The 19988-nt window shown below is 62.7% G+C and carries 16 protein-coding genes, 2 tRNA genes and 2 rRNA genes; 17 read left to right on the plus strand and 3 right to left on the minus strand.

The window, feature by feature from the left end:
• The first annotated feature begins 116 nt into the window (after nucleotides 1–116).
• The 10 genes from ABHF91_RS00115 (at nucleotide 117) to ABHF91_RS00160 (ending at nucleotide 8493) form a co-directional block, all read left to right on the plus strand.
• Nucleotides 117–192, plus strand: a tRNA-Glu gene (locus ABHF91_RS00115).
• A 201-nt stretch (nucleotides 193–393) separates the two neighbouring features.
• Nucleotides 394–3282: ribosomal RNA gene (locus ABHF91_RS00120) — 23S ribosomal RNA — on the plus strand.
• A gap of 74 nt (nucleotides 3283–3356) precedes the next feature.
• Nucleotides 3357–3471, plus strand: a 5S ribosomal RNA gene (gene rrf / locus ABHF91_RS00125).
• A gap of 56 nt (nucleotides 3472–3527) precedes the next feature.
• Nucleotides 3528–3604, plus strand: a tRNA-Asp gene (locus ABHF91_RS00130).
• A gap of 177 nt (nucleotides 3605–3781) precedes the next feature.
• On the plus strand, nucleotides 3782–4840 hold the full coding sequence (locus tag ABHF91_RS00135; protein ID WP_409421486.1) for a squalene/phytoene synthase family protein: 1059 nt from the start codon (nucleotides 3782–3784) through the stop codon (nucleotides 4838–4840).
• An 8-nt stretch (nucleotides 4841–4848) separates the two neighbouring features.
• Complete coding sequence (locus ABHF91_RS00140; protein ID WP_409421487.1) at nucleotides 4849–5976, plus strand: diguanylate cyclase domain-containing protein; 1128 nt, start codon at nucleotides 4849–4851, stop codon at nucleotides 5974–5976.
• Between the two features lie 27 nt (nucleotides 5977–6003).
• Nucleotides 6004–6270, plus strand: coding sequence for a YihD family protein (locus tag ABHF91_RS00145; RefSeq protein ID WP_409421488.1), 267 nt, complete (start codon nucleotides 6004–6006; stop codon nucleotides 6268–6270).
• 19 nt (nucleotides 6271–6289) lie between these two features.
• A complete protein-coding gene (locus tag ABHF91_RS00150) occupies nucleotides 6290–7270 on the plus strand; it encodes a serine/threonine protein kinase (protein WP_409421489.1) in 981 nt (326 codons plus the stop codon).
• 63 nt (nucleotides 7271–7333) lie between these two features.
• Complete coding sequence (locus ABHF91_RS00155) at nucleotides 7334–7942, plus strand: thiol:disulfide interchange protein DsbA/DsbL (protein WP_409421490.1); 609 nt, start codon at nucleotides 7334–7336, stop codon at nucleotides 7940–7942.
• A gap of 95 nt (nucleotides 7943–8037) precedes the next feature.
• A complete protein-coding gene (locus ABHF91_RS00160) occupies nucleotides 8038–8493 on the plus strand; it encodes a DUF523 domain-containing protein (RefSeq protein ID WP_409421491.1) in 456 nt (151 codons plus the stop codon).
• Here ABHF91_RS00160 and ABHF91_RS00165 read toward each other — a convergent pair.
• On the minus strand, nucleotides 8442–9377 hold the full coding sequence (locus ABHF91_RS00165; RefSeq protein WP_409421492.1) for an acyltransferase: 936 nt from the start codon (nucleotides 9375–9377) through the stop codon (nucleotides 8442–8444). The genes ABHF91_RS00160 and ABHF91_RS00165 overlap by 52 nt on opposite strands.
• Nucleotides 9378–9506: 129 nt before the next feature.
• Nucleotides 9507–11027, minus strand: coding sequence for a YifB family Mg chelatase-like AAA ATPase (locus ABHF91_RS00170; protein WP_409421493.1), 1521 nt, complete (start codon nucleotides 11025–11027; stop codon nucleotides 9507–9509).
• A gap of 374 nt (nucleotides 11028–11401) precedes the next feature.
• Here ABHF91_RS00170 and ilvG point away from each other — a divergent pair, with 374 nt between their 5' ends.
• From ilvG to ABHF91_RS00205, 7 genes are all read left to right on the plus strand, one after another.
• Nucleotides 11402–13048 carry an acetolactate synthase 2 catalytic subunit gene (gene ilvG / locus ABHF91_RS00175; protein WP_409421494.1) on the plus strand — a complete coding sequence of 549 codons (1647 nt, stop codon included), beginning with the start codon at nucleotides 11402–11404 and terminating at the stop codon, nucleotides 13046–13048.
• The gene (gene ilvM / locus ABHF91_RS00180; protein WP_409421495.1) at nucleotides 13045–13320 is read left to right on the plus strand and encodes an acetolactate synthase 2 small subunit; all 276 of its coding nucleotides are present in this window, start codon (nucleotides 13045–13047) and stop codon (nucleotides 13318–13320) included. Before ilvG ends, ilvM begins: the two co-directional genes overlap by 4 nt.
• 16 nt (nucleotides 13321–13336) lie before the next feature.
• Entirely contained in the window at nucleotides 13337–14263 is a 927-nt protein-coding gene (locus ABHF91_RS00185; protein ID WP_409421496.1) for a branched-chain amino acid transaminase, read from the plus strand.
• A gap of 67 nt (nucleotides 14264–14330) precedes the next feature.
• The gene (ilvD, locus tag ABHF91_RS00190; RefSeq protein ID WP_409421497.1) at nucleotides 14331–16169 is read left to right on the plus strand and encodes a dihydroxy-acid dehydratase; all 1839 of its coding nucleotides are present in this window, start codon (nucleotides 14331–14333) and stop codon (nucleotides 16167–16169) included.
• A 4-nt stretch (nucleotides 16170–16173) separates the two neighbouring features.
• Nucleotides 16174–17718, plus strand: a complete 1545-nt coding sequence (gene ilvA / locus ABHF91_RS00195; RefSeq protein WP_409421498.1) for a threonine ammonia-lyase, biosynthetic — start codon at nucleotides 16174–16176, stop codon at nucleotides 17716–17718.
• Between the two features lie 436 nt (nucleotides 17719–18154).
• Nucleotides 18155–18553 (plus strand): phosphate-starvation-inducible protein PsiE, encoded by a 399-nt coding sequence (locus ABHF91_RS00200; RefSeq protein WP_409421499.1) that lies wholly within the window; start codon nucleotides 18155–18157, stop codon nucleotides 18551–18553.
• A gap of 12 nt (nucleotides 18554–18565) precedes the next feature.
• A complete protein-coding gene (locus ABHF91_RS00205) occupies nucleotides 18566–19168 on the plus strand; it encodes a pentapeptide repeat-containing protein (protein WP_409421500.1) in 603 nt (200 codons plus the stop codon).
• Here ABHF91_RS00205 and ABHF91_RS00210 read toward each other — a convergent pair.
• Nucleotides 19165–19911 carry a substrate-binding periplasmic protein gene (locus tag ABHF91_RS00210; protein WP_409421501.1) on the minus strand — a complete coding sequence of 249 codons (747 nt, stop codon included), beginning with the start codon at nucleotides 19909–19911 and terminating at the stop codon, nucleotides 19165–19167. The genes ABHF91_RS00205 and ABHF91_RS00210 overlap by 4 nt on opposite strands.
• Between the last annotated feature and the right edge of the window lie 77 nt (nucleotides 19912–19988).

Consider the following 19988-nt stretch of genomic DNA (forward strand, 5'->3'; position numbering starts at 1 on the left):
TGTTTTGGCTCTGGACGGAGTAAGCAGGACCGCCACATTGGCGCTCAGCTTCGCCGGCTCAGCTTCGCCAAGAACAAAATTCGTTGCAGCGCGTAGCGCTGCACAGCACGAATTTTGTCCCCTTCGTCTAGAGGCCTAGGACACCGCCCTTTCACGGCGGTAACAGGGGTTCGAATCCCCTAGGGGACGCCATTCATGCGTTGAGAATGCAGAGCTAAGAAGCTAATTCTTACCTCTGTTTTCTTCGTGAAAACTGCTCTTTAACAATCTGGAAAGCTGATTCAAAAGTTCTAAATACTGTTACAAGTGTCTTGGAACTTCTTGGCGAAAACAAAGTTGTAACACAGTCCTTGTGTGCGACGTCGAGAGTCGAAAGACTTCTTGGGGTTGTATGGTTAAGCGACTAAGCGTACACGGTGGATGCCTAGGCAGTCAGAGGCGATGAAGGACGTGCTAACCTGCGAAAAGGGTTGGTGAGCTGGTAAGAAGCGTTATAGCCAACCATGTCCGAATGGGGAAACCCACTGAGTTTACTCAGTATCGTTAGATGAATACATAGTCTAACGAGGCGAACCGGGAGAAGTGAAACATCTCAGTACCCCGAGGAAAAGAAATCAACCGAGATTCCCTCAGTAGCGGCGAGCGAACGGGGAGCAGCCCTTAAGCGTTGATGGAGTTAGTGGAACGGTCCTGGAAAGGCCGACGATACAGGGTGATAGTCCCGTACACGAAAGCGACATCAGCGTGAAAACGAGTAGGGCGGGACACGTGATATCCTGTCTGAACATGGGGGGACCATCCTCCAAGGCTAAATACTACTGACTGACCGATAGTGAACCAGTACCGTGAGGGAAAGGCGAAAAGAACCCCTGTGAGGGGAGTGAAATAGAACCTGAAACCGTGTACGTACAAGCAGTGGGAGCCTCCTTGTGGGGTGACTGCGTACCTTTTGTATAATGGGTCAGCGAGTTACTTTCAGTGGCGAGGTTAACCGAATAGGGGAGCCGTAGGGAAACCGAGTCTTAACTGGGCGACTAGTCGCTGGGAGTAGACCCGAAACCGGGTGATCTAGCCATGGGCAGGTTGAAGGTGCCGTAACAGGTACTGGAGGACCGAACCCACTAACGTTGCAAAGTTAGGGGATGACTTGTGGCTAGGGGTGAAAGGCCAATCAAACTCGGTGATAGCTGGTTCTCCCCGAAAGCTATTTAGGTAGCGCCTCGGACGAATACTACTGGGGGTAGAGCACTGTTTGGACTAGGGGGTCATCCCGACTTACCAACTCCATGCAAACTCCGAATACCAGTAAGTACTATCCGGGAGACACACGGCGGGTGCTAACGTCCGTCGTGAAGAGGGAAACAACCCAGACCGCCGGCTAAGGTCCCAAAGTTCTGGTTAAGTGGGAAACGATGTGGGAAGGCTCAGACAGCTAGGATGTTGGCTTAGAAGCAGCCATCATTTAAAGAAAGCGTAATAGCTCACTAGTCGAGTCGGCCTGCGCGGAAGATGTAACGGGGCTCAAACCAGGCACCGAAGCCGCGGATTCAATCAATAGATTGAGTGGTAGGGGAGCGTTCTGTAAGTCTGCGAAGGTGTGTCGTAAGGCATGCTGGAGATATCAGAAGTGCGAATGCTGACGTAAGTAACGATAAAGGGGGTGAAAAGCCTCCTCGCCGGAAGACCAAGGGTTCCTGTCCAACGTTAATCGGGGCAGGGTGAGTCGGCCCCTAAGGCGAGGCTGAAAAGCGTAGTCGATGGGAAGCGGGTTAATATTCCCGTACTGGCTGTAACTGCGATGGGGGGACGGAGAAGGCTAAGCAAGCCAGGCGTTGGTTGTCCTGGTGAAAGGCGGTAGGCAGTGTATCCAGGCAAATCCGGAGACACAATGTCGAGACCCGAGACGAACCATCTACGGATGGGAAGTTGCTGATGCCACGCTTCCAGGAAAAGCCTCTAAGCTTCAGGTTACAGACAACCGTACCCCAAACCGACACAGGTGGTCGGGTAGAGAATACCAAGGCGCTTGAGAGAACTCGGGTGAAGGAACTAGGCAAAATAGTACCGTAACTTCGGGAGAAGGTACGCTGTTGTTGGTGAAGTGACTTGCTCACAGAGCTGATGGCAGCCGCAGTGACCAGGTGGCTGGGACTGTTTAACAAAAACACAGCACTCTGCAAACACGAAAGTGGACGTATAGGGTGTGACACCTGCCCGGTGCCGGAAGGTTAATTGATGGGGTTAGCGCAAGCGAAGCTCTTGATCGAAGCCCCGGTAAACGGCGGCCGTAACTATAACGGTCCTAAGGTAGCGAAATTCCTTGTCGGGTAAGTTCCGACCTGCACGAATGGTGTAACCATGGCCACGCTGTCTCCACCCGAGACTCAGTGAAATCGAAATCGCTGTGAAGATGCAGTGTACCCGCGGCTAGACGGAAAGACCCCGTGAACCTTTACTACAGCTTGACACTGAACATTGAACCTACTTGTGTAGGATAGGTGGGAGGCTTAGAAGCGATGACGCTAGTTGTCGTGGAGCCGACCTTGAAATACCACCCTGGTATGTTTGATGTTCTAACTTGGCCCCGTTATCCGGGGTGAGGACAGTGTCTGGTGGGTAGTTTGACTGGGGCGGTCTCCTCCCAAAGAGTAACGGAGGAGCACGAAGGTTGGCTAATCCTGGTCGGACATCAGGAGGTTAGTGCAATGGCATAAGCCAGCTTAACTGCGAGACGGACAGGTCGAGCAGGTGCGAAAGCAGGTCATAGTGATCCGGTGGTTCTGAATGGAAGGGCCATCGCTCAACGGATAAAAGGTACTCCGGGGATAACAGGCTGATACCGCCCAAGAGTTCATATCGACGGCGGTGTTTGGCACCTCGATGTCGGCTCATCACATCCTGGGGCTGAAGTTGGTCCCAAGGGTATGGCTGTTCGCCATTTAAAGTGGTACGCGAGCTGGGTTCAGAACGTCGTGAGACAGTTCGGTCCCTATCTGCCGTGGGCGTTGGATGATTGAAGGGAGTTGCTCCTAGTACGAGAGGACCGGAGTGAACGAACCTCTGGTGTTCGGGTTGTCATGCCAATGGCACTGCCCGGTAGCTAAGTTCGGAATCGATAACCGCTGAAAGCATCTAAGCGGGAAGCGAGCCCTGAGATGAGTCATCCCTGAGGTCTTGAACCTCCTAAAGGGCCGTCGAAGACTACGACGTTGATAGGTGGGGTGTGGAAGCGCAGTGATGCGTGGAGCTAACCCATACTAATTACCCGTGAGGCTTAACCATACAACACCCAAGGGGTCTTAGACCTTGTAGCGGTAGCCTTAGAACGAATTTCAGCTTTTCAGATTATGATTTTGCTTGGCGGCAATAGCGCAGTGGACCCACCTGTTCCCATGCCGAACACAGAAGTGAAACGCTGTAGCGCCGATGGTAGTGTGGCATTCGCCATGTGAGAGTAGGACACCGCCAGGCACCCAATACGCGCGGAGAGCAAGACCCGTTCTCCAATGAAGCGCAGCAAGACATGCGGAGTGGTAGTTCAGTCGGTTAGAATACCGGCCTGTCACGCCGGGGGTCGCGGGTTCGAGTCCCGTCCACTCCGCCACTGAACAGAGCCCTTAAGCTATTACAGCTTAAGGGCTTTTTGTTTTTGGCGGATTCCAACTTCCATTCCGGTGCCGACCTCGTATTTTTGCTGGCTCCCTCCGGGATCTGGGGACATGGTTCGGATCCTGGCGCCTGTGATGATAGACTGTTCGCTTCACTCTTGAGGCGGCGGCTCATGATCGACATTTCCCAGCAACAACATCTGCTTGCGCAGGTCTCACGCAGTTTTGCCCTCACCATCCCTCTGTTACCTGCGCCGTTACAGGACTATGTGGGCAATGCCTATCTGCTGTGTCGTATCGTCGATACCCTGGAAGATGAACCCGCCCTCGACTGTCAGCAAAAACAGGCTCTGTTAAGCCAGTTTCTGGCGGCCCTGGCAGAGCAGGCGTTGGCGGCTGATTTTACCGCCCAGGCGAAGGCTAGCCTGAGTGCGGCAACGCCGGCGGCCGAACAGGCGCTGATGGCGCTGACTCCCGAGGTGCTGGCCCGTTACCGCAGCTACCCGGCGGAAGTGCAAGCCGTACTGGCGCGCTGTGCCACCATCATGAGCCGGGGCATGGCTGGCTATCAGCAGCAGGATTGCTCTCAGGGGCTGCCGGATCTGGCGGCCCTGGATCAATACTGCTATTTCGTCGCCGGGGTGGTGGGGGAGATGCTGGCTGAGCTGTTCATCTTGCACTGTCCTGAGTTGGCGCCGAAACGGGATCAGTTGCTGGCGCTGGCCGTTTCTTTCGGCCAAGGGTTGCAGATGACCAACATCCTCAAGGACATGGCCGATGATAGGGCCCGCGGCGTCTGCTGGTTGCCCAGGGAGTTGGCCCTGCGTCAGGGACTGGATCTGGCCCTCGAGGGATGGGGGCAGGACCAGGCGGGCTGTCAGCGTCTGCTGGATGAGCTGGCAGGGCTGGCCCAGGGGCATCTGCAGGATGCCATGGACTTCACCTGCCAGTTGCCCGTGACACAACAGGGGATCCGTCAGTTCTGTCTGTGGGCCATCGGCATGGCGATCTTGACCCTGAAACGGGTAGTCAGCCAGCAGGGGGAAGCCAAGATCACCCGGCGTCAGCTCAGGGGAGTGGTGCTGGCTTCCCGTCTGCTGGGGCGTTCCGATACCCTGCTGCGGTGGTGGTTGGGCTGGTTGCGTCGCGGTTGTAGCGTCCGCCATCGCAGTCCCCAGGCCTTGCGGGATCTCACCAGCCAGTGGGATCGACTGATGATGTCAACGCGTTAAGGCGGCCCATGCAGGTTAGCGAGCAGGTCATCACCAAGGTCAAGCAGGAGCTGATCGCCTACCTGTACGACAATGGCTTCTATTCCCTGATCCTGATGCTGGTGCTGACCGTCATTGCCGGTTGTCTGCTGGTTGGTCAGGTGGACGCCAATGGCCTGCTGGGCTGGCTGATCGCTCTGTTGGTGACCCTGGTGCTGCGTGGCTGGCACCTGCTATGGCGCCGTCAGGCGCGGCATCCCTCACTCAACTGGTTGGAATACGAGTATTTCGTCGGGGTGACCTGCACCTCCATCCTGTGGGGCATGGGGCTGCTGATGCACATGAGTCAGACCGGCGACACGGAACGCGGCATCTTGATCCTGCTCTCCTGCCTTATCATGGCCGAATCCTGTGTCTCGCTGCTGAGCAGCCGCCGCTGTGTCTACGGTGCCCTCTTGCCCATCGTACTGAGCCTGTTGTTGGAGTTGGCTTCTGAACCCTTGCTTGGCCTGGTTTCGGTGGCCGTGTTCGTGCTCACCCTGATGCTGGCCATGCGGCGGCTGTCCCATTGGCAGCTGGAGTCCCTCTATCACAGATTCAACAACGCCAAGCTGGCCCTGGCGTTGCGGCAACAGAGTGACGAGCTGCGGCTGGCCTCCCAACGAGATGGCCTCACCGGCCTGGCCAACCGTAGCTGTTTTGATCTCTCCCTCACCACCGCCTGGCGCCGCTGCTGCCGCACCCAGGCTCCCATCTCGCTGATCCTGGTGGATGTGGACTTCTTCAAGCAATATAACGATTACTATGGCCACCTGGCCGGCGACGATTGCCTGCGCAAGCTGGCGGATGGCCTGGCCCGCATCCCTCGGCGGGATGATGATCTGGCGGCGCGCTACGGCGGCGAGGAGTTTGTGCTGTTGTTGCCCTTTACCGCCGAGGCGGGGGGGCTGGCCCTGGCCAATCAGTTGCGGGAGTGGCTGGCTCACCAGGCGATACCCCATGCCGGCTCTGCGGTGGCCGATACGGTCACCGTCAGCCTGGGGGTGGCGACCCTGTATCCCCATCCCGGTGATCAGGCCTCGACCCTGATTGCCCGGGCCGATGGTGCCCTGTACCGCGCCAAGTCGGCGGGACGAAATCGAATCAGTGTGGCCTGAGGGCCCAAGACATCACAGGAGCAGAAGATGCAATGTCATCGTATTGAAGAGTTGTTGGAGCTGTTGCAACCGGCCTGGATCAAGGAACAGGACCTGAGCCTGCTGCAGATGTTGCAAAAATTGGCCAACGAGGCGGGCTTCGAGCGCCCCCTGAGCGAGCTGACCGACGACGTGCTCATCTATCAGCTGAAGATGCGCGACAAGCAAAATAACGAGATGATCCCCGGCCTGGCCAAGGATCATGTGCCGGACTTCAAGGAAGCCCTGCTCAAGGCCAGAGGCATCAAGTCCTGAGCCTGAGGCAGGAGACAAAGTGAGCCAGTTTCACTTCCAGCAACTGACCCCGGATCTGATGCTCGACGCCCTGGCCGGCGTCGGGCTCTATCCCGATACCGGCCTGTTGGCCTTGAACAGTTACGAGAACCGGGTCTACCAGTTCCGCAACGAGACGGGCGAGCGTCTGGTGGTCAAGTTCTACCGCCCCGAGCGCTGGACGGCGGAGCAGATCCGCGAGGAACATGCCCTGGCGGCCTTTCTGGCGGACGAAGAGGTGCCGGTGGCGGTGCCGTTGTCGCACGATGGCGATACCTTGCATCGCCATGGCGATTACTGGTTCGCCCTCTGGCCAAGCCTGGGTGGCCGTCATCTGGAGCCGGATAACCTGGACCAGCTGGAGGCGGTGGGGCATCAGCTGGGTCGCTGGCATGCGGCAGCCAGCCGTTTTTGCCTGACAAAGCGGCCCCGGCTGGATCCGCGGCAGAGCCTGCCCTTGGCCCTGGCGCAGTTGGAGGAGTACGCCCCCTGGCCCGCTGGCCTGGCGACACAGTTGCGCCCCCTGCTGGCACGGCTGGTGCGGCAGGTGACCGAGGGTTGGCACGCGGAGTGGACGCCGCTGGCGCTGCATGGCGACTGCCATCTGGGCAATATCCTGTGGCGGGACGGTCCCCTGTTCGTCGATCTGGATGACTGCCTGGAAGGGCCGGCCATTCAGGACCTCTGGCTGCTGCTGAGCGGCGATCGGGCCGAGCAGCGCCTGCAGCTGGATACCCTGCTGGCCGGTTACGAGGAGTTTGCCGAGTTTGACCATCGCCAGCTGGCGCTCATCGAGCCGCTGCGCACCCAGCGCCAGATCCAGCACCTGGCCTGGTTGGCGCGTCGTTGGGCCGATCCGGCCTTTCCTGTCGCCTTTCCCTGGTTTGCCACCGAGGCCTTCTGGCTGCAGCAGCTACAGCAGCTGGCGGAGCAGGAGCGGGCCCTGGCGGCACCGCCAATCTCATTGACGTTCGGTCTCTAGGTGAATAGGCTGTCTTGGCCCGGCGGACAGCCGGTAATCCGTATTCCACGAATAGGAAATAAGATGAAGAAAATCATATTGATCTGTCTGGCGATGCTGTTGGCACCGCTCACCCAGGCCGCCCCTTTGTTCAAAGAAGGCGTGAACTATGACGTGGTGCGGCAGACCGGTAGCGCCAAGCCCGAAGTGATGGAGTTTTTCTCTTACTATTGTCCGCACTGCTTCCAATTCGAACCCATCATCCAGGCCCTGCGCGCCGACCTGCCGGCCGATGTCGCCTTCGTCCGTAACCCGGTTTCCTTCCTGGGCCGGGAGATGGGCGCCGAGCTGCAACGGGCCTACGCCCTGGCCATCATGCTGAAGGTGGAAGACAAGTTTACCCCTATCATGTTTGACCTGATCCAGGTGAAGCGTCAGCCGCCCAAGGATCGCGCCGCCGTGAAGGCCATCTTCGAACAACTCGGGGTGAGCGGTGAGGAGTTTGACGGTGCCATCGACAGCTTTGCCGTCACCGGCCAGGTGGCCCAGTACGATCGCAACACCGCCAGCCTGAACATCCGCGGCGTGCCCAGCACAGTGGTGAACGGCAAGTACCTGGTGAAGAGCGAGTCCCTCAAGAGTCAGGACGAATACGACCAGCTGGTGAGCTTCCTGCTGAACAAGGCCGATTAAGCCGCGCGGGCACCACGACGGGGAGTTCACGCCCCGCTATCCCAAGGGAGCTGCGGCTCCCTTTTGTATTTAGGGCATCTTAGTCAGGAGCCGGAATGCAGAAGATACTGATCAGCGCCTGCCTGTTGGGCCAGCCGGTCCGTTATGACGGGCAGAGCAAGGGGCTGACCGATCCGAGATTGGCCCGCTGGCAGGCCGAGGGGAGGCTGGTGACCCTCTGCCCCGAGCTGGCCGGTGGCCTGCCGGTGCCCAGAGCGCCGGCGGAGCGGCAGGGCACGCGGGTGGTGACGGTGCAAGGGCAGGATGTGACCGATGCCTTTGCCGCCGGGGCACAGGCGGCGTTGCAGCTGTGTCAGGCGCAGGGCATCCAGCTGGCACTGCTCAAGGAGGGCAGCCCCTCCTGCGGCAGTGGGCAGATTTACGACGGTCGCTTTGCTGGGCAACGGGTGACCGGTGAGGGCGTCACCACGGCACTGCTGCGCGCCCATGGCATCCGGGTCTATTCCGAGACGCAGCTGGCGGAACTGGCCCTGGCGCTCGGTGAGGGCTGAGCCTGCCAGCGGGCCAGCTGGGCATCCTTGCGGGCCCACAGATCGTTAAGCCACTGCTGAAACGCCCGCTTGAACTGCTTGTCCGCCTGGTAGTTGCCCTGGGGCACCTGGTCCATGGGGAGCTCTTCGATCAGCACCTGGATGCGGCCCATGCGGCCGCAGAGCAGGTCACGGAAGGGTTTGTCCGGGTTGTCCGGATAGTGCAGGGTGACGTTCAGCAGCTTGTCGAACTGGCCCTCCATGGCGTGCAGGGCCATGGCCAGGCCGGCGGCCTTGGGCGGCAGCAGATGCTGATAGCCGGCGTTGTGGCTGGCCCCCTTCTCCGGGGTGAAGCGGGTGCCCTCGACGAAGTTGATGATGGTGGTGGGGGTGTGGCGGAACTTGGCGCAGGCGGCGCGGGTGGTGTCTATGTCCTTGCCCCGCAGCTGGGGTTGCTTGAGTAGCTTGGCCGGGCTGTAGCGGCGCATGAAGGGCATGTCCAGACCCCAGCAGGCCAGGCCGATGAAGGGCACAAACAGCAGCTCGTATTTCAAGAAGAACTTGGGCACCGGCAGGCGTCCGCGGAACAGGTGGCCCAGCACCACGATATCGGTCCAGCTCAGGTGGTTGCTGATGATGAGGTGCCAACCCTGGGGATTGAGCCGGCTGTGGTCCTGGATCTGCCAGTCGATGCGGTTGCACAGGTTCAGCAGCAGGCTGTTGCCGCCCAGCCAGCCGGCCATGGCGGCGTGGGCCACCCGGGTGGATTGGCGCTGCAGTGGGGCGATGGGCAGCAGCTTGCACAGGGCCGCCATCACTATGATGAGGGTGAAGAACGCTGTGTTGGTCAGGGCCAGCATCAGGCTGAAGCACAGGACCAAGGCAGAGGGCAAGGAAGCCAGCATGCTATCTACTCGTTGGGGCTACTCGGTCAAGGGGTTGGGATGACGCGAGTCCGCCAGGGCGAGACGTCGCGCGGCGAGGGGCCGTGGGCGCGTTGCCATTTTAATGACCGATCACTGGCTTGAAAAGCGTCAGACCGTCTGATTGAGGCGATGCAGCAGCCGATCCATGGCCCGGTAGCCCAAGGCCTCGGCCAGGTGCTGGCGGTGGATCTGCGGACTCTGCTCCATGTCCGCCAGGGTGCGGGCCACCCGCAGCAGCTTGTGCCAGGCCCGCAGGGAGAGCCCCAGCTTGTGGATGGCGTTCTCCAGAAACTGGCTGTCGCCCGCGCTCAACGGGCAGTAATGGTCCAGATCCCGGCTGTCCAGTTCGGCATTGAGCTTGCCGGCTCGGCTCAGCTGCAAGGCCCGGGTGCGGGCCACCCGCTCACGGATCTGCTCGCTGCTTTCGCCTCGCTCGGCGGGACGGGAGAGGCTGCCCGGCGGCAGGGGCGGTATCTCCACCGCCAGGTCGAAGCGATCCAGGAAGGGGCCGGAGAGCTTGCTCAGGTAGCGCAGGATCTGCTCCGGACTGGCTCGCCGCTGGGGCCCCTCGGCATGGCCGCAGGGGCTGGGATTCATGGCCGCCACCAGCTGGAAGCGGGCGGGGAACTCCACCTGCCGGCTGGCCCGGGAGATGGTGATGTTGCCGCTCTCCAGGGGCTCTCGCAGGCTGTCCAGTACCTTGCGTTCGAACTCCGTCAGCTCGTCGAGAAACAGGATGCCGTTGTGGGCCAGGGAGATCTCCCCGGGCTTGGGCTGGCTGCCGCCCCCCACCAGGGCCACCGCCGAGGCGGTGTGGTGGGGGGCGCGGTAGGGGCGCCGCCGCCAGGCGTGGTGATCGGGCATCAGGCCGCCGATGGAGTGGATGGCCGCGGTCTGCTGGGCCTCGTCTTCGTTCAACGGCGGCAGCAGACCCGCCAGCCGGCTGGCCAGCATGCTCTTGCCGGTACCCGGCGGACCTATCAGCAGCAAATGGTGTTGACCGCTGGCGGCGATCTCCAGGGCCCGCTTGCCCACCTGCTGGCCGATGACATCCTGCAGATCGCCGTGATGGGTGGCCAGGGGCAGTTCGGCGGCGGCACGGGGGACCGGCAGGGGCGCGCCACCGCTCATAGCCGCGCACAGCTGCAGCAGGTGGCGGCAGGTGTGCACCGGCGCCTCGGGCAGCAGGCTGGCTTCCTCGCCGTTGGCTTCCGGCAGGATCAGCTGTCGCCCGGCCTGACGGGCCGCCAGTATGGCCGGTAACGCCCCCAGGATGGGCCGCACCTCACCGGTCAGCGCCAGTTCACCGAGAAACTCCAGCTGGGTTAGTGACTGGCTGGGCAGCTGCTCCGAGGCGGCCAGTATGCCCACGGCGATGGCCAGATCGAAGCGGCCGCCCTCCTTGGGCAGGTCCGCCGGCGCCAGGTTGACCGTGATGCGTCTGGCGGGAAACTCGAAGTTGGCATTGAGCAGGGCGCTGCGTACCCGCTCCCTGGCCTCCTTCACCGAGGTTTCCGGCAGGCCGACGATATGGAAGGCCGGCAGGCCGTTGGAGAGGTGTACCTCCACGGCGATCTCCGGCGCGTCGATCCCCAGGGCGGCACGGCTAAAAACAACAGCTAATGACATTATCCCATCCTTGTATGGTTTTTAATTCTGAAAGTATTTTTTATTTCAACTTAATGTTCTGGTTTTTGTGAGTCGCTACCGCCTCCGGCAGCACAAGCCAATCAGAAAAGCGCTTGTGTTAAAAAATAGCCTGTGCTAGTTATGTAGGCCACCCGCGGCGAGGTCGCCGCGATCCGAACCTAGTGGTTGAGTCATGCATCCGGTTATCAGCGTCGTCAGCATTATTATTGTGCGCCTAGTGGTGGTGATTATTCCCACCGCTCGGGGACTCGCAGGCTGACGGATGAGCTAGACTCAACCAAACCAGATAGAAACCCCCGAGCTGCCAAGGCGCTCGGGGGTTTTTTTATTTTCGCAGTACAAGGAAATACAGCATGAACGGCGCGCAATACATAGTGAACGCACTCCACCAACAGGGGGTCAGCCAGGTGTTTGGCTACCCGGGAGGCGCCATCATGCCGGTCTACGATGCCCTGTATGACGGCGGCATCCCGCACCAGCTGTGCCGGCACGAGCAGGGCGCCGCCATGGCCGCCATCGGTTATGCCCGGGCCAGCGGTCAGGTGGGTGTCTGCATCGCCACCTCAGGCCCAGGGGCCACCAACCTGATCACCGGCCTGGCGGATGCCCTGCTGGACTCGGTGCCCGTGGTGGCCATCACGGGTCAGGTGGGGCGCGACGCCATCGGCACCGATGCCTTCCAGGAGATCGACGTGCTGGGTCTGTCCCTGGCCTGCACCAAGCACTCCTTCCTGGTGCAGGATCCGGCCGAGCTGGGCCAGGTGCTGGCCGAGGCCTTCCGCATCGCCCAGGAGGGGCGCCCGGGCCCAGTGCTGATCGACGTGCCCAAGGACATCCAGATGATGGCGGTGGAGCCCACCGCCCCCGTGCACCTGGTGAGCGAGTGCCCAGTGCCGGAGGCGGCCGACCTGGCGTCAGCCCGCGCCCTGCTGGCCCAGGCTAGCAAGCCGGTGCTCTACGTGGGGGGCGGCGTGGTGCTGGCCGATGCGGTGGACGAGCTGCGGGCCTTCGCCAGCCAGACCGGCTTGCCGGCCGTCACCACCCTGAAGGGCATCGGCACCCTGGAGCCTCATTGCCCGCAGTTTCTCGGCATGCTGGGCATGCACGGCAGCAAGGCGGCCAACCTGGCGGTGCAGGGCTGCGATCTGCTGCTGGTGGTGGGGGCCCGCTTCGACGATCGGGTCACCGGCAAGCTGGACACCTTCGCCCCGGCGGCCCAGGTGATCCACCTGGATATCGACGCCGCCGAGCTGGGCAAGCGCCGGGCACCGGACGTGGCGCTGGCCGGGGATCTCAAGGCCCTGCTGCCGGCCCTGACCCAGCCGCTGGCCATCGCCGATTGGCAGGACCACTGCGCCGCCATGGCCCGCGACTTCGCCTGGGACTATGCCCATCCCGGCGATGCCATCTATGCCCCTGCCTTGCTGCGTGAGTTGAGCGACGCCCTGCCCGAGCAGGCGGTGGTCACCTGTGACGTGGGTCAGCACCAGATGTGGGTGGCCCAGCACATGCGCTTCGCCCACCCCAGCCAGCACATCTCCAGCTCGGGTCTGGGCACCATGGGCTTCGGCCTGCCCGCCGCCGTGGGGGCCAAGCTGGCCCGTCCCGCCGACGAGGTGGTGCTGGTGAGCGGCGACGGCTCCTTCATGATGAACGTCCAGGAGCTGGGCACCCTCAAGCGCGCCCAGCTGCCGGTGAAGATGGTGCTGCTGGACAACCAGCGGCTGGGCATGGTCCGCCAGTGGCAGGAGCTGTTCTTCGATGGCCGCTACTCCGAGACCCTGCTGACCGATAACCCAGATTTCGTCGCCCTGGCGGCCGCCTTCGGCATCGCCGGTGAGACCATACACCGCAAGGAAGAGGTGGCTCCGGCCATCGCAAGAATGTTGGCCTGCCCGGGTGCCTACCTGTTGCACGTGGCCATTTGTCCGGAAGAGAATGTCTGGCCCCTGGTACCCCCAGGCGCGGCCAACCAGCAGATGTTGGAGGCAAAAGCATGAAGCAGCATCAATTCAAGATCCTGACCCAGAGTCGCCCCGAAGTGATGGAGCGAGTGCTGCGGGTGGTACGCCACCGGGGCTTTGCCCTGCAGGGCTGCCAGATGGAAAGCAAGAACGACAGCAAGCAGTTGCAGATCACCCTGACGGTGGCGAGCGAGCGGCCCGCCCACCTGTTATTCAGCCAGCTGGACAAGCTGGTGGACGTTACCCATGTGGAGGCCCGCGAGCTGGCCCAGTCCGCCGCCCCCCAATCTCTACAAATACGGGCTTAAGAAGGAAGAAGCGACAATGGCACAGACTACCAAGTACATTTGGTTCAACGGCGAGCTGGTCGAATGGGACAAGGCTCAGGTACACGTCATGACTCACGCCCTGCATTATGGCTCCTCCGTGTTCGAAGGCATCCGCGCCTACGACACCCCCAAGGGCACCGTCATCTTCCGCCTGAAGGAGCACATCCAGCGCCTGTTCGACTCCGCCAAGATCTACTGGATGGACATGCCTTACAGCCAACAGGCGGTCTGTGACGCCTGCCGGCTGACGGTCCGGGAGAACGGCCTCAAGTTCGGCTACCTGCGCCCCCTGGCCTTCATCGGCAACGTGGGTCTGGGGCTGAACCCGCCCAAGGGGGCCAACACCGATGTGATGATCGGTGCCCTGCCCTGGGGTGCCTATCTGGGAGACGAGGGGCTGAAGAACGGCGTGGACGTGGGGGTCTCCTCCTGGAATCGCCTGGCGCCCAACACCATCCCCACCGGTGCCAAGGCCGGCGGCAACTACCTCTCTTCCCAGCTGATCTCCCGGGAAGCCAAGCGCCACGGCTACACCGAGGGCATCGCCCTGGACGTCAACGGCTACCTGAGTGAAGGGGCCGGCGAGAACGTCTTCCTGGTGAAGAACGGCGTGCTGCACACCTCACCGGTGACCTCCGCCATCCTGCCCGGCATCACCCGCGACACCATCATCACCCTGGCCCGCGACATGGGCCTGACGGTGAAGGAGGAGGCACTGCCCCGCGAGGCCCTCTACCTGGCGGACGAAATCTTCATGACCGGCACCGCCGCCGAAGTGACCCCGGTGCGCTCCGTGGATCAGATGCAGATCGGCGCCGGTTGCCGTGGTCCCATCACAGAGCAGATCCAGAAAGCCTTCTTCGGCCTGTTCAACGGCGAGACCGAGGACAAGTGGGGCTGGCTGACACCGGTCAACGATTAAGCGTATGGATGAGGAGGCGCCAGGGCGCCTCCTGTGTTTTTCATCAAAGGATTAAATGGAGCCCAAGATGCCCAAGTACCGTTCCGCCACCACCACCCAGGGCCGCAACATGGCCGGTGCCCGCGCCCTGTGGCGTGCCACCGGCATGACGGATGCCGATTTCGGCAAGCCCATCATCGCCGTGGTCAACTCCTTCACCCAGTTCGTGCCCGGTCACGTGCACCTCAAGGATCTGGGTCAGCTGGTGGCCCGGGAGATCGAGGCCGCCGGTGGCGTGGCCAAGGAATTCAACACCATCGCTGTGGATGACGGCATCGCCATGGGCCACGGCGGCATGCTCTACTCCCTGCCCAGCCGGGAGCTGATCGCCGACTCCGTCGAGTACATGGTCAACGCCCACTGCGCCGACGCCATGGTCTGCATCTCCAACTGCGACAAGATCACCCCCGGCATGATGATGGCCGCCCTGCGCCTCAACATCCCGGTGATCTTTGTCTCCGGCGGCCCGATGGAAGCCGGTAAGACCAAGCTGTCCGATCAGCTGATCAAGCTGGACCTGGTGGACGCCATGGTGATGGCCGCCGACAGCAAGGTAAGCGACGAGGACACCGCCGAGGTGGAACGCAGCGCCTGCCCCACCTGCGGCTCCTGCTCCGGCATGTTCACCGCCAACTCCATGAACTGCCTCACCGAGGCCCTGGGCCTGTCCCAGCCGGGCAACGGCTCCCTGCTGGCCACCCACGCCGACCGTGAGCTGCTGTTCAAGAACGCCGGCCGCCGCATCGTCGAGCTGGCCAAGCGCTACTACGAGCAGGACGACGAGAGCGCCCTGCCGCGCAACATCGCCACCAAGGCCGCCTTCGAGAACGCCATGACTCTGGACATCGCCATGGGCGGCTCCACCAATACGGTGCTGCACCTGCTGGCGTCCGCCCAGGAGGCCGAGGTGGACTTCACCATGGCCGACATCGACCGCCTGTCCCGCAAGGTACCGCACCTGTGCAAGGTGGCGCCCTCTACCCAGAAGTACCACATGGAAGACGTGCACCGTGCCGGTGGCGTGGTGGGCATCCTGGGGGAACTGGAGCGGGCCGGCCTGCTGAACACCAATGTGCGCAACGTGTTGGGCCTCTCCCTCACCGAGCTGCTGGACGCCTATGACGTGACCCGTGGCGCCTCCAACCTGGTGAAGGACTTCTACCGCGCCGGCCCCGCCGGGATCCGCACCACCCAGGCCTTCAGCCAGGCGTGCCGCTGGCCGGAACTGGATCTGGACCGCGAAGAGGGCTGTATCCGCGCCAAGGAACACGCCTACAGCCAGGACGGTGGTCTGGCGGTGCTGTTCGGCAACCTGGCCGAAAACGGCTGCATCGTGAAGACCGCCGGGGTGGACGCCTCCTGCCTGGTGTTCGACGGCCAGGCCCGGGTCTATGAGAGCCAGGACGCCGCCGTGGCGGGCATCCTCAAGGGTGAAGTGGTGGCCGGTGATGTGGTGGTGATCCGCTACGAAGGGCCCAAGGGTGGCCCCGGCATGCAGGAGATGCTCTATCCCACCTCCTACCTCAAGTCCATGGGCCTGGGTAAGGCCTGCGCCCTGATCACCGACGGCCGCTTCTCCGGCGGCACCTCCGGCCTGTCCATCGGCCACGTCTCTCCCGAGGCCGCGGCGGGCGGCACCATAGGTCTGGTGGAGACCGGCGACCCCATCGCCATCAACATCCCCGAGCGCCGCATCGAGCTGAAGGTGAGCGACGCCGTGCTGGCCGAACGCCGTCAGGCCAAGGACGCCGCCGGCTGGAAGCCCCAGCGGGAACGTCAGGTCTCCCTGGCGCTGAAGGCCTACGCCCTGCTGGCCACCAGTGCCGACAAGGGCGCGGTGCGGGATCGCAGCAAGCTGGAGGACTAACGCCATGGCCGAGCAACCCACGGCGGCGGAGTACCTGCGAAAGGTACTGCTGTCGCCCGTCTACGAGGTGGCCAAGGTCACCCCGTTGCAACCGCTCAAGCGCCTGTCGGATCGGCTGGGTAATGCCGTGCTGCTCAAGCGCGAGGATCTCCAGCCGGTGCACTCCTTCAAGCTGCGGGGGGCCTACAACAAGATTGCCGGCCTCACCGCCGAGCAGAAGGCCAAGGGGGTCATCGCCGCCTCCGCCGGCAACCATGCCCAGGGGGTGGCCCTGTCCGGCATCAAGCTGGATATTCCGGCCACCATCGTCATGCCCCTCTCCACCCCGGACATCAAGGTGGAGGCGGTGCGCCGCATGGGCGGCAACGTGCTGCTGCACGGCAACAACTTCGACGAGGCCTATGCCGAGAGCCGGCGGCTGGCGGTGGAGCAGGGCTTCACGCTGATACCGCCGTTCGATGATGCCGACGTCATCGCCGGCCAGGGCACCATAGGCCGGGAACTGCTGGAGCAGGACACCCGCCTGACCCATGTGTTCCTGCCGGTGGGCGGCGGCGGCCTGGCCGCCGGGGTGGCGGTCTACATCCGCCAGCTGTTGCCCCACATCAAGCTGATTGGCGTGGAAGCCGAGGGCTCCGCCTGCCTGAAGGCCGCTCTGGAAGCCGGTGAGCCGGTGAACCTGGCGCGGGTCTCTCTGTTTGCCGACGGCGTGGCGGTCAAGCGCATCGGCGACGAGACCTTCCGGGTCTGCCGCGAGTACCTGGACGAGGTGGTGACCGTCAGCAACGACGAGATCTGCGCGGCCCTGAAGGACATCTTCGAGGACACCCGGGCCATCGCCGAGCCCTCCGGCGCCCTCTCCCTGGCGGGCCTCAAGAAGTATGTGGAGCTGAACCAGACCCAGGGCGGCCGCATGGCGGCCATCCTGTCCGGCGCCAACGTCAACTTCCACAGCCTGCGCTACGTCTCCGAACGTTGCGAGCTGGGGGAGAAGCGCGAAGGCATGCTGGCGGTGACCATCCCCGAGCGCAAGGGGGCCTTCCTGGCCTTCTGCCAGCAGCTGGGATCCCGGGTGGTCACCGAGTTCAACTACCGCTACTCCGCCGCCGAACAGGCCACCATCTTCGTGTCGGTGCGCCTGTCCCGGGGCACCGAAGAGCTCAAGCAGATCATCGAGGAGTTGCAGGCCGGTGGTTACGGCGTGGTGAACATGACCGACAACGAGCTGGCCAAGAACCATGTGCGCTACATGGTGGGGGGGCGGCCCTGCCGCAGCCTGAGCGAGCGGCTCTACAGCTTCGAGTTCCCCGAGCAGCCCGGCGCCCTGCTGCGCTTCCTGCAGACCCTGGGCACCCTGTGGAACATCTCCCTGTTCCACTACCGCAACCACGGGGCCGAATACGGTCGGGTGCTGTGCGCCTTCGAGATGGCGCCGGGGGATGAGATCGCCTTCCAGCATCACCTGGAGGAGCTGGGTTATGTCTATCGCGACGTCTCCGACGATCCGGTATTCGGCCTGTTCCTGGCACCCTCGGCCGTCTGCGGCTGAGCCGTTGCCAGCACGAGAGACCAAGGGCCGCATAGCGGCCCTTTTTTTGTCAATGGCGCCGCATATGCGGCCTTTTTGGATCAAGGGCGCGGCCTAAGCGGTAATGCTGGTCAGTTAAGAAACAGAGATACTCATGAATGGCCGCCAGAGGCAAGCCATCCCCCTCCTAACCTCCCCCTTGGTAAGGGGGAGGAACGATTTTTCCCTCCCCTTGTTCAAGGGGAGGGTTAGGGTGGGGTTGGCTTTTGCCTCAAAAAACCGTGTCGTTGATACAGTTAAGGCGCCAACGGCGCCTTAACTGATGAGCATTACGGCCTAAGCGGCCCTTGTTTGGCTGGTGCGTCGGGGGTGGCGGTTTATCGGCGGGCTGCCCAAGGCGGATAAGTTTTGCGATGATGCAGCCAAGCACCGGTGGTCGGTGACAAGGAGTCTGTCTATGAGTGTGCTGAAAAGTGCGGGCAACCGGGCCCTGGGCCTGGTGGAGGATCTGGGGTTGCTGCTGGTGGGGCTGCTGACGGTGATCGCCATGGGGCAGGAGGTGTGGACCGTGATCCTCAACCGCTATGTCTCCCTGGCGGATCTGCTGCTGCTGTTCATCTATCTGGAGGTGCTGGCCATGGTGGGTCTCTACCTCAAGTCAGGCCGCCTGCCGGTGCGCATGCCGTTGTACATAGTTATCGTCGCCTTGGCGCGCTACATGGCCCTGGACATGAAGAACCTGGACACCTGGCGCATGCTGGGCCTGGCGGCCGCCATCCTAGTGATCGCCCTGGCCATACTGGTGATCCGCTTCGGCCATAAGCGGTTCCCCTATGGCGAGACGGATCGCATCTAGCGAGGGGAGGACATGATGCCGTGGGATGACGAGGCGGGATCCTACTGGGGGCAGACCTGGCAGGGACTGGCGCTGGCCGGTGGCCACTGGACGGGGCATGTGTTCGAGGGCTGTCAGTTTATCGGTGGCGACTTCACCCAGGCGGTGTTGCGCCGCTGCCAGTTCATCGACTGTCAGTTTACCGGCTGCAACCTGAGCCTGGTGGCCTGGCCCGCCAGCCAGCTGCGGCAGGTGCAGTTTGTCGGCTGCAAGCTGCTGGGGGTGGACTGGACGCAGCTCGCCTGGCCTGTGCCTGCCCTGGGGGCGCCCCTGAGCCTGCGGGAGTGTTTGCTGGATGAGGGGAACTTCTTCGGCCTGCCGCTCACCGATCTGGTGCTGAGCGGCAGCCGGTTGCGGAGGGCCGATCTGCGGGAGGCGGATCTGCGGCGGGCAGACTGCCAGGGCTGTGACTTTGCCGGCGCCCTGTTCGGCCACACGGATCTGCGGGGCGCGGACTTCGGCGAGGCCAGCGATTACGACATAGATCCCTTGAACAACCGCCTGCAGGGCGCCCGCTTCAGCCGCTTCGAGGCCCTGCGGCTGTTGGCCGGCCTGGGCATCGAGCTGGTGGACTAGCGCAGGACGCCGTAGCGCTCCGCCAGCCGTTGCAGGCTGCCGTCGGCCTCCATGGCCGCCAGCGTGGTCTGCCATTGGGCGCGGATGGCGGGATCCGTCTCCAAGGAGGCGACCACCCAGGCCTGATAGTCGCTGAGCTTGAGGCCCTTGACGAAGGGGTTGTCCGGCAGGCCGTGCAGCCGGATAAAGTAGTTCACCGCCGCCTCCACCGAAATCCAGCCCTGGAGGCGGCCCACCAGCAGCTTGCGGCCGTTGGCATCGTCAGAGTTGATCAGCTCCAACCGCGTGAGCCCCTGGCGCTGGGCGGCGATGGCGTTGGCCGCCCCGATATTGGCGCCCAGCAAGCCGATGCGCCTGGCCTCTTCCAGGGTGGCGGCCGTCGGCTGGCCCTTGAGGGTATAGACGCTGAACGCATCGCGCAGTATGGGGTGGAGCCAGTGTACCGTTTGCTCCCGCTCCGGGATGCGCCCCACCCACAGGCCGATGACATTGGCCTCGGTCTGCACGGTACGATTGGCCCGGGCCAGCGGCAGCACCCGTATCTGCCCCCCATAGCCAAGCCGGCGCATCACCTCCTGCCCCAGCTCATAGGCATAGCCGCGATAGCCACCCTGCTGCTCAAAGGCAAAGGGCGAGATGCTGGCGCACACCACCTGGGGCTCGGTCGCCTGGGCGAGGGGCCAGAACAGCAGCCCCCACAGGGCGAGCCAGCCCCAGGGGCAGCGTGCACTCCGGAGCCGCACGGGCTTCCAACAGAAAAAGCCGGTTAGCCACACCATCAGCACCGTCCGCCAATGTCGTTATTGGTTCCTGACTGAAT

This window comes from Pseudaeromonas aegiceratis (assembly GCF_046254905.1).
Classification (GTDB): domain Bacteria; phylum Pseudomonadota; class Gammaproteobacteria; order Enterobacterales; family Aeromonadaceae; genus Pseudaeromonas; species Pseudaeromonas aegiceratis.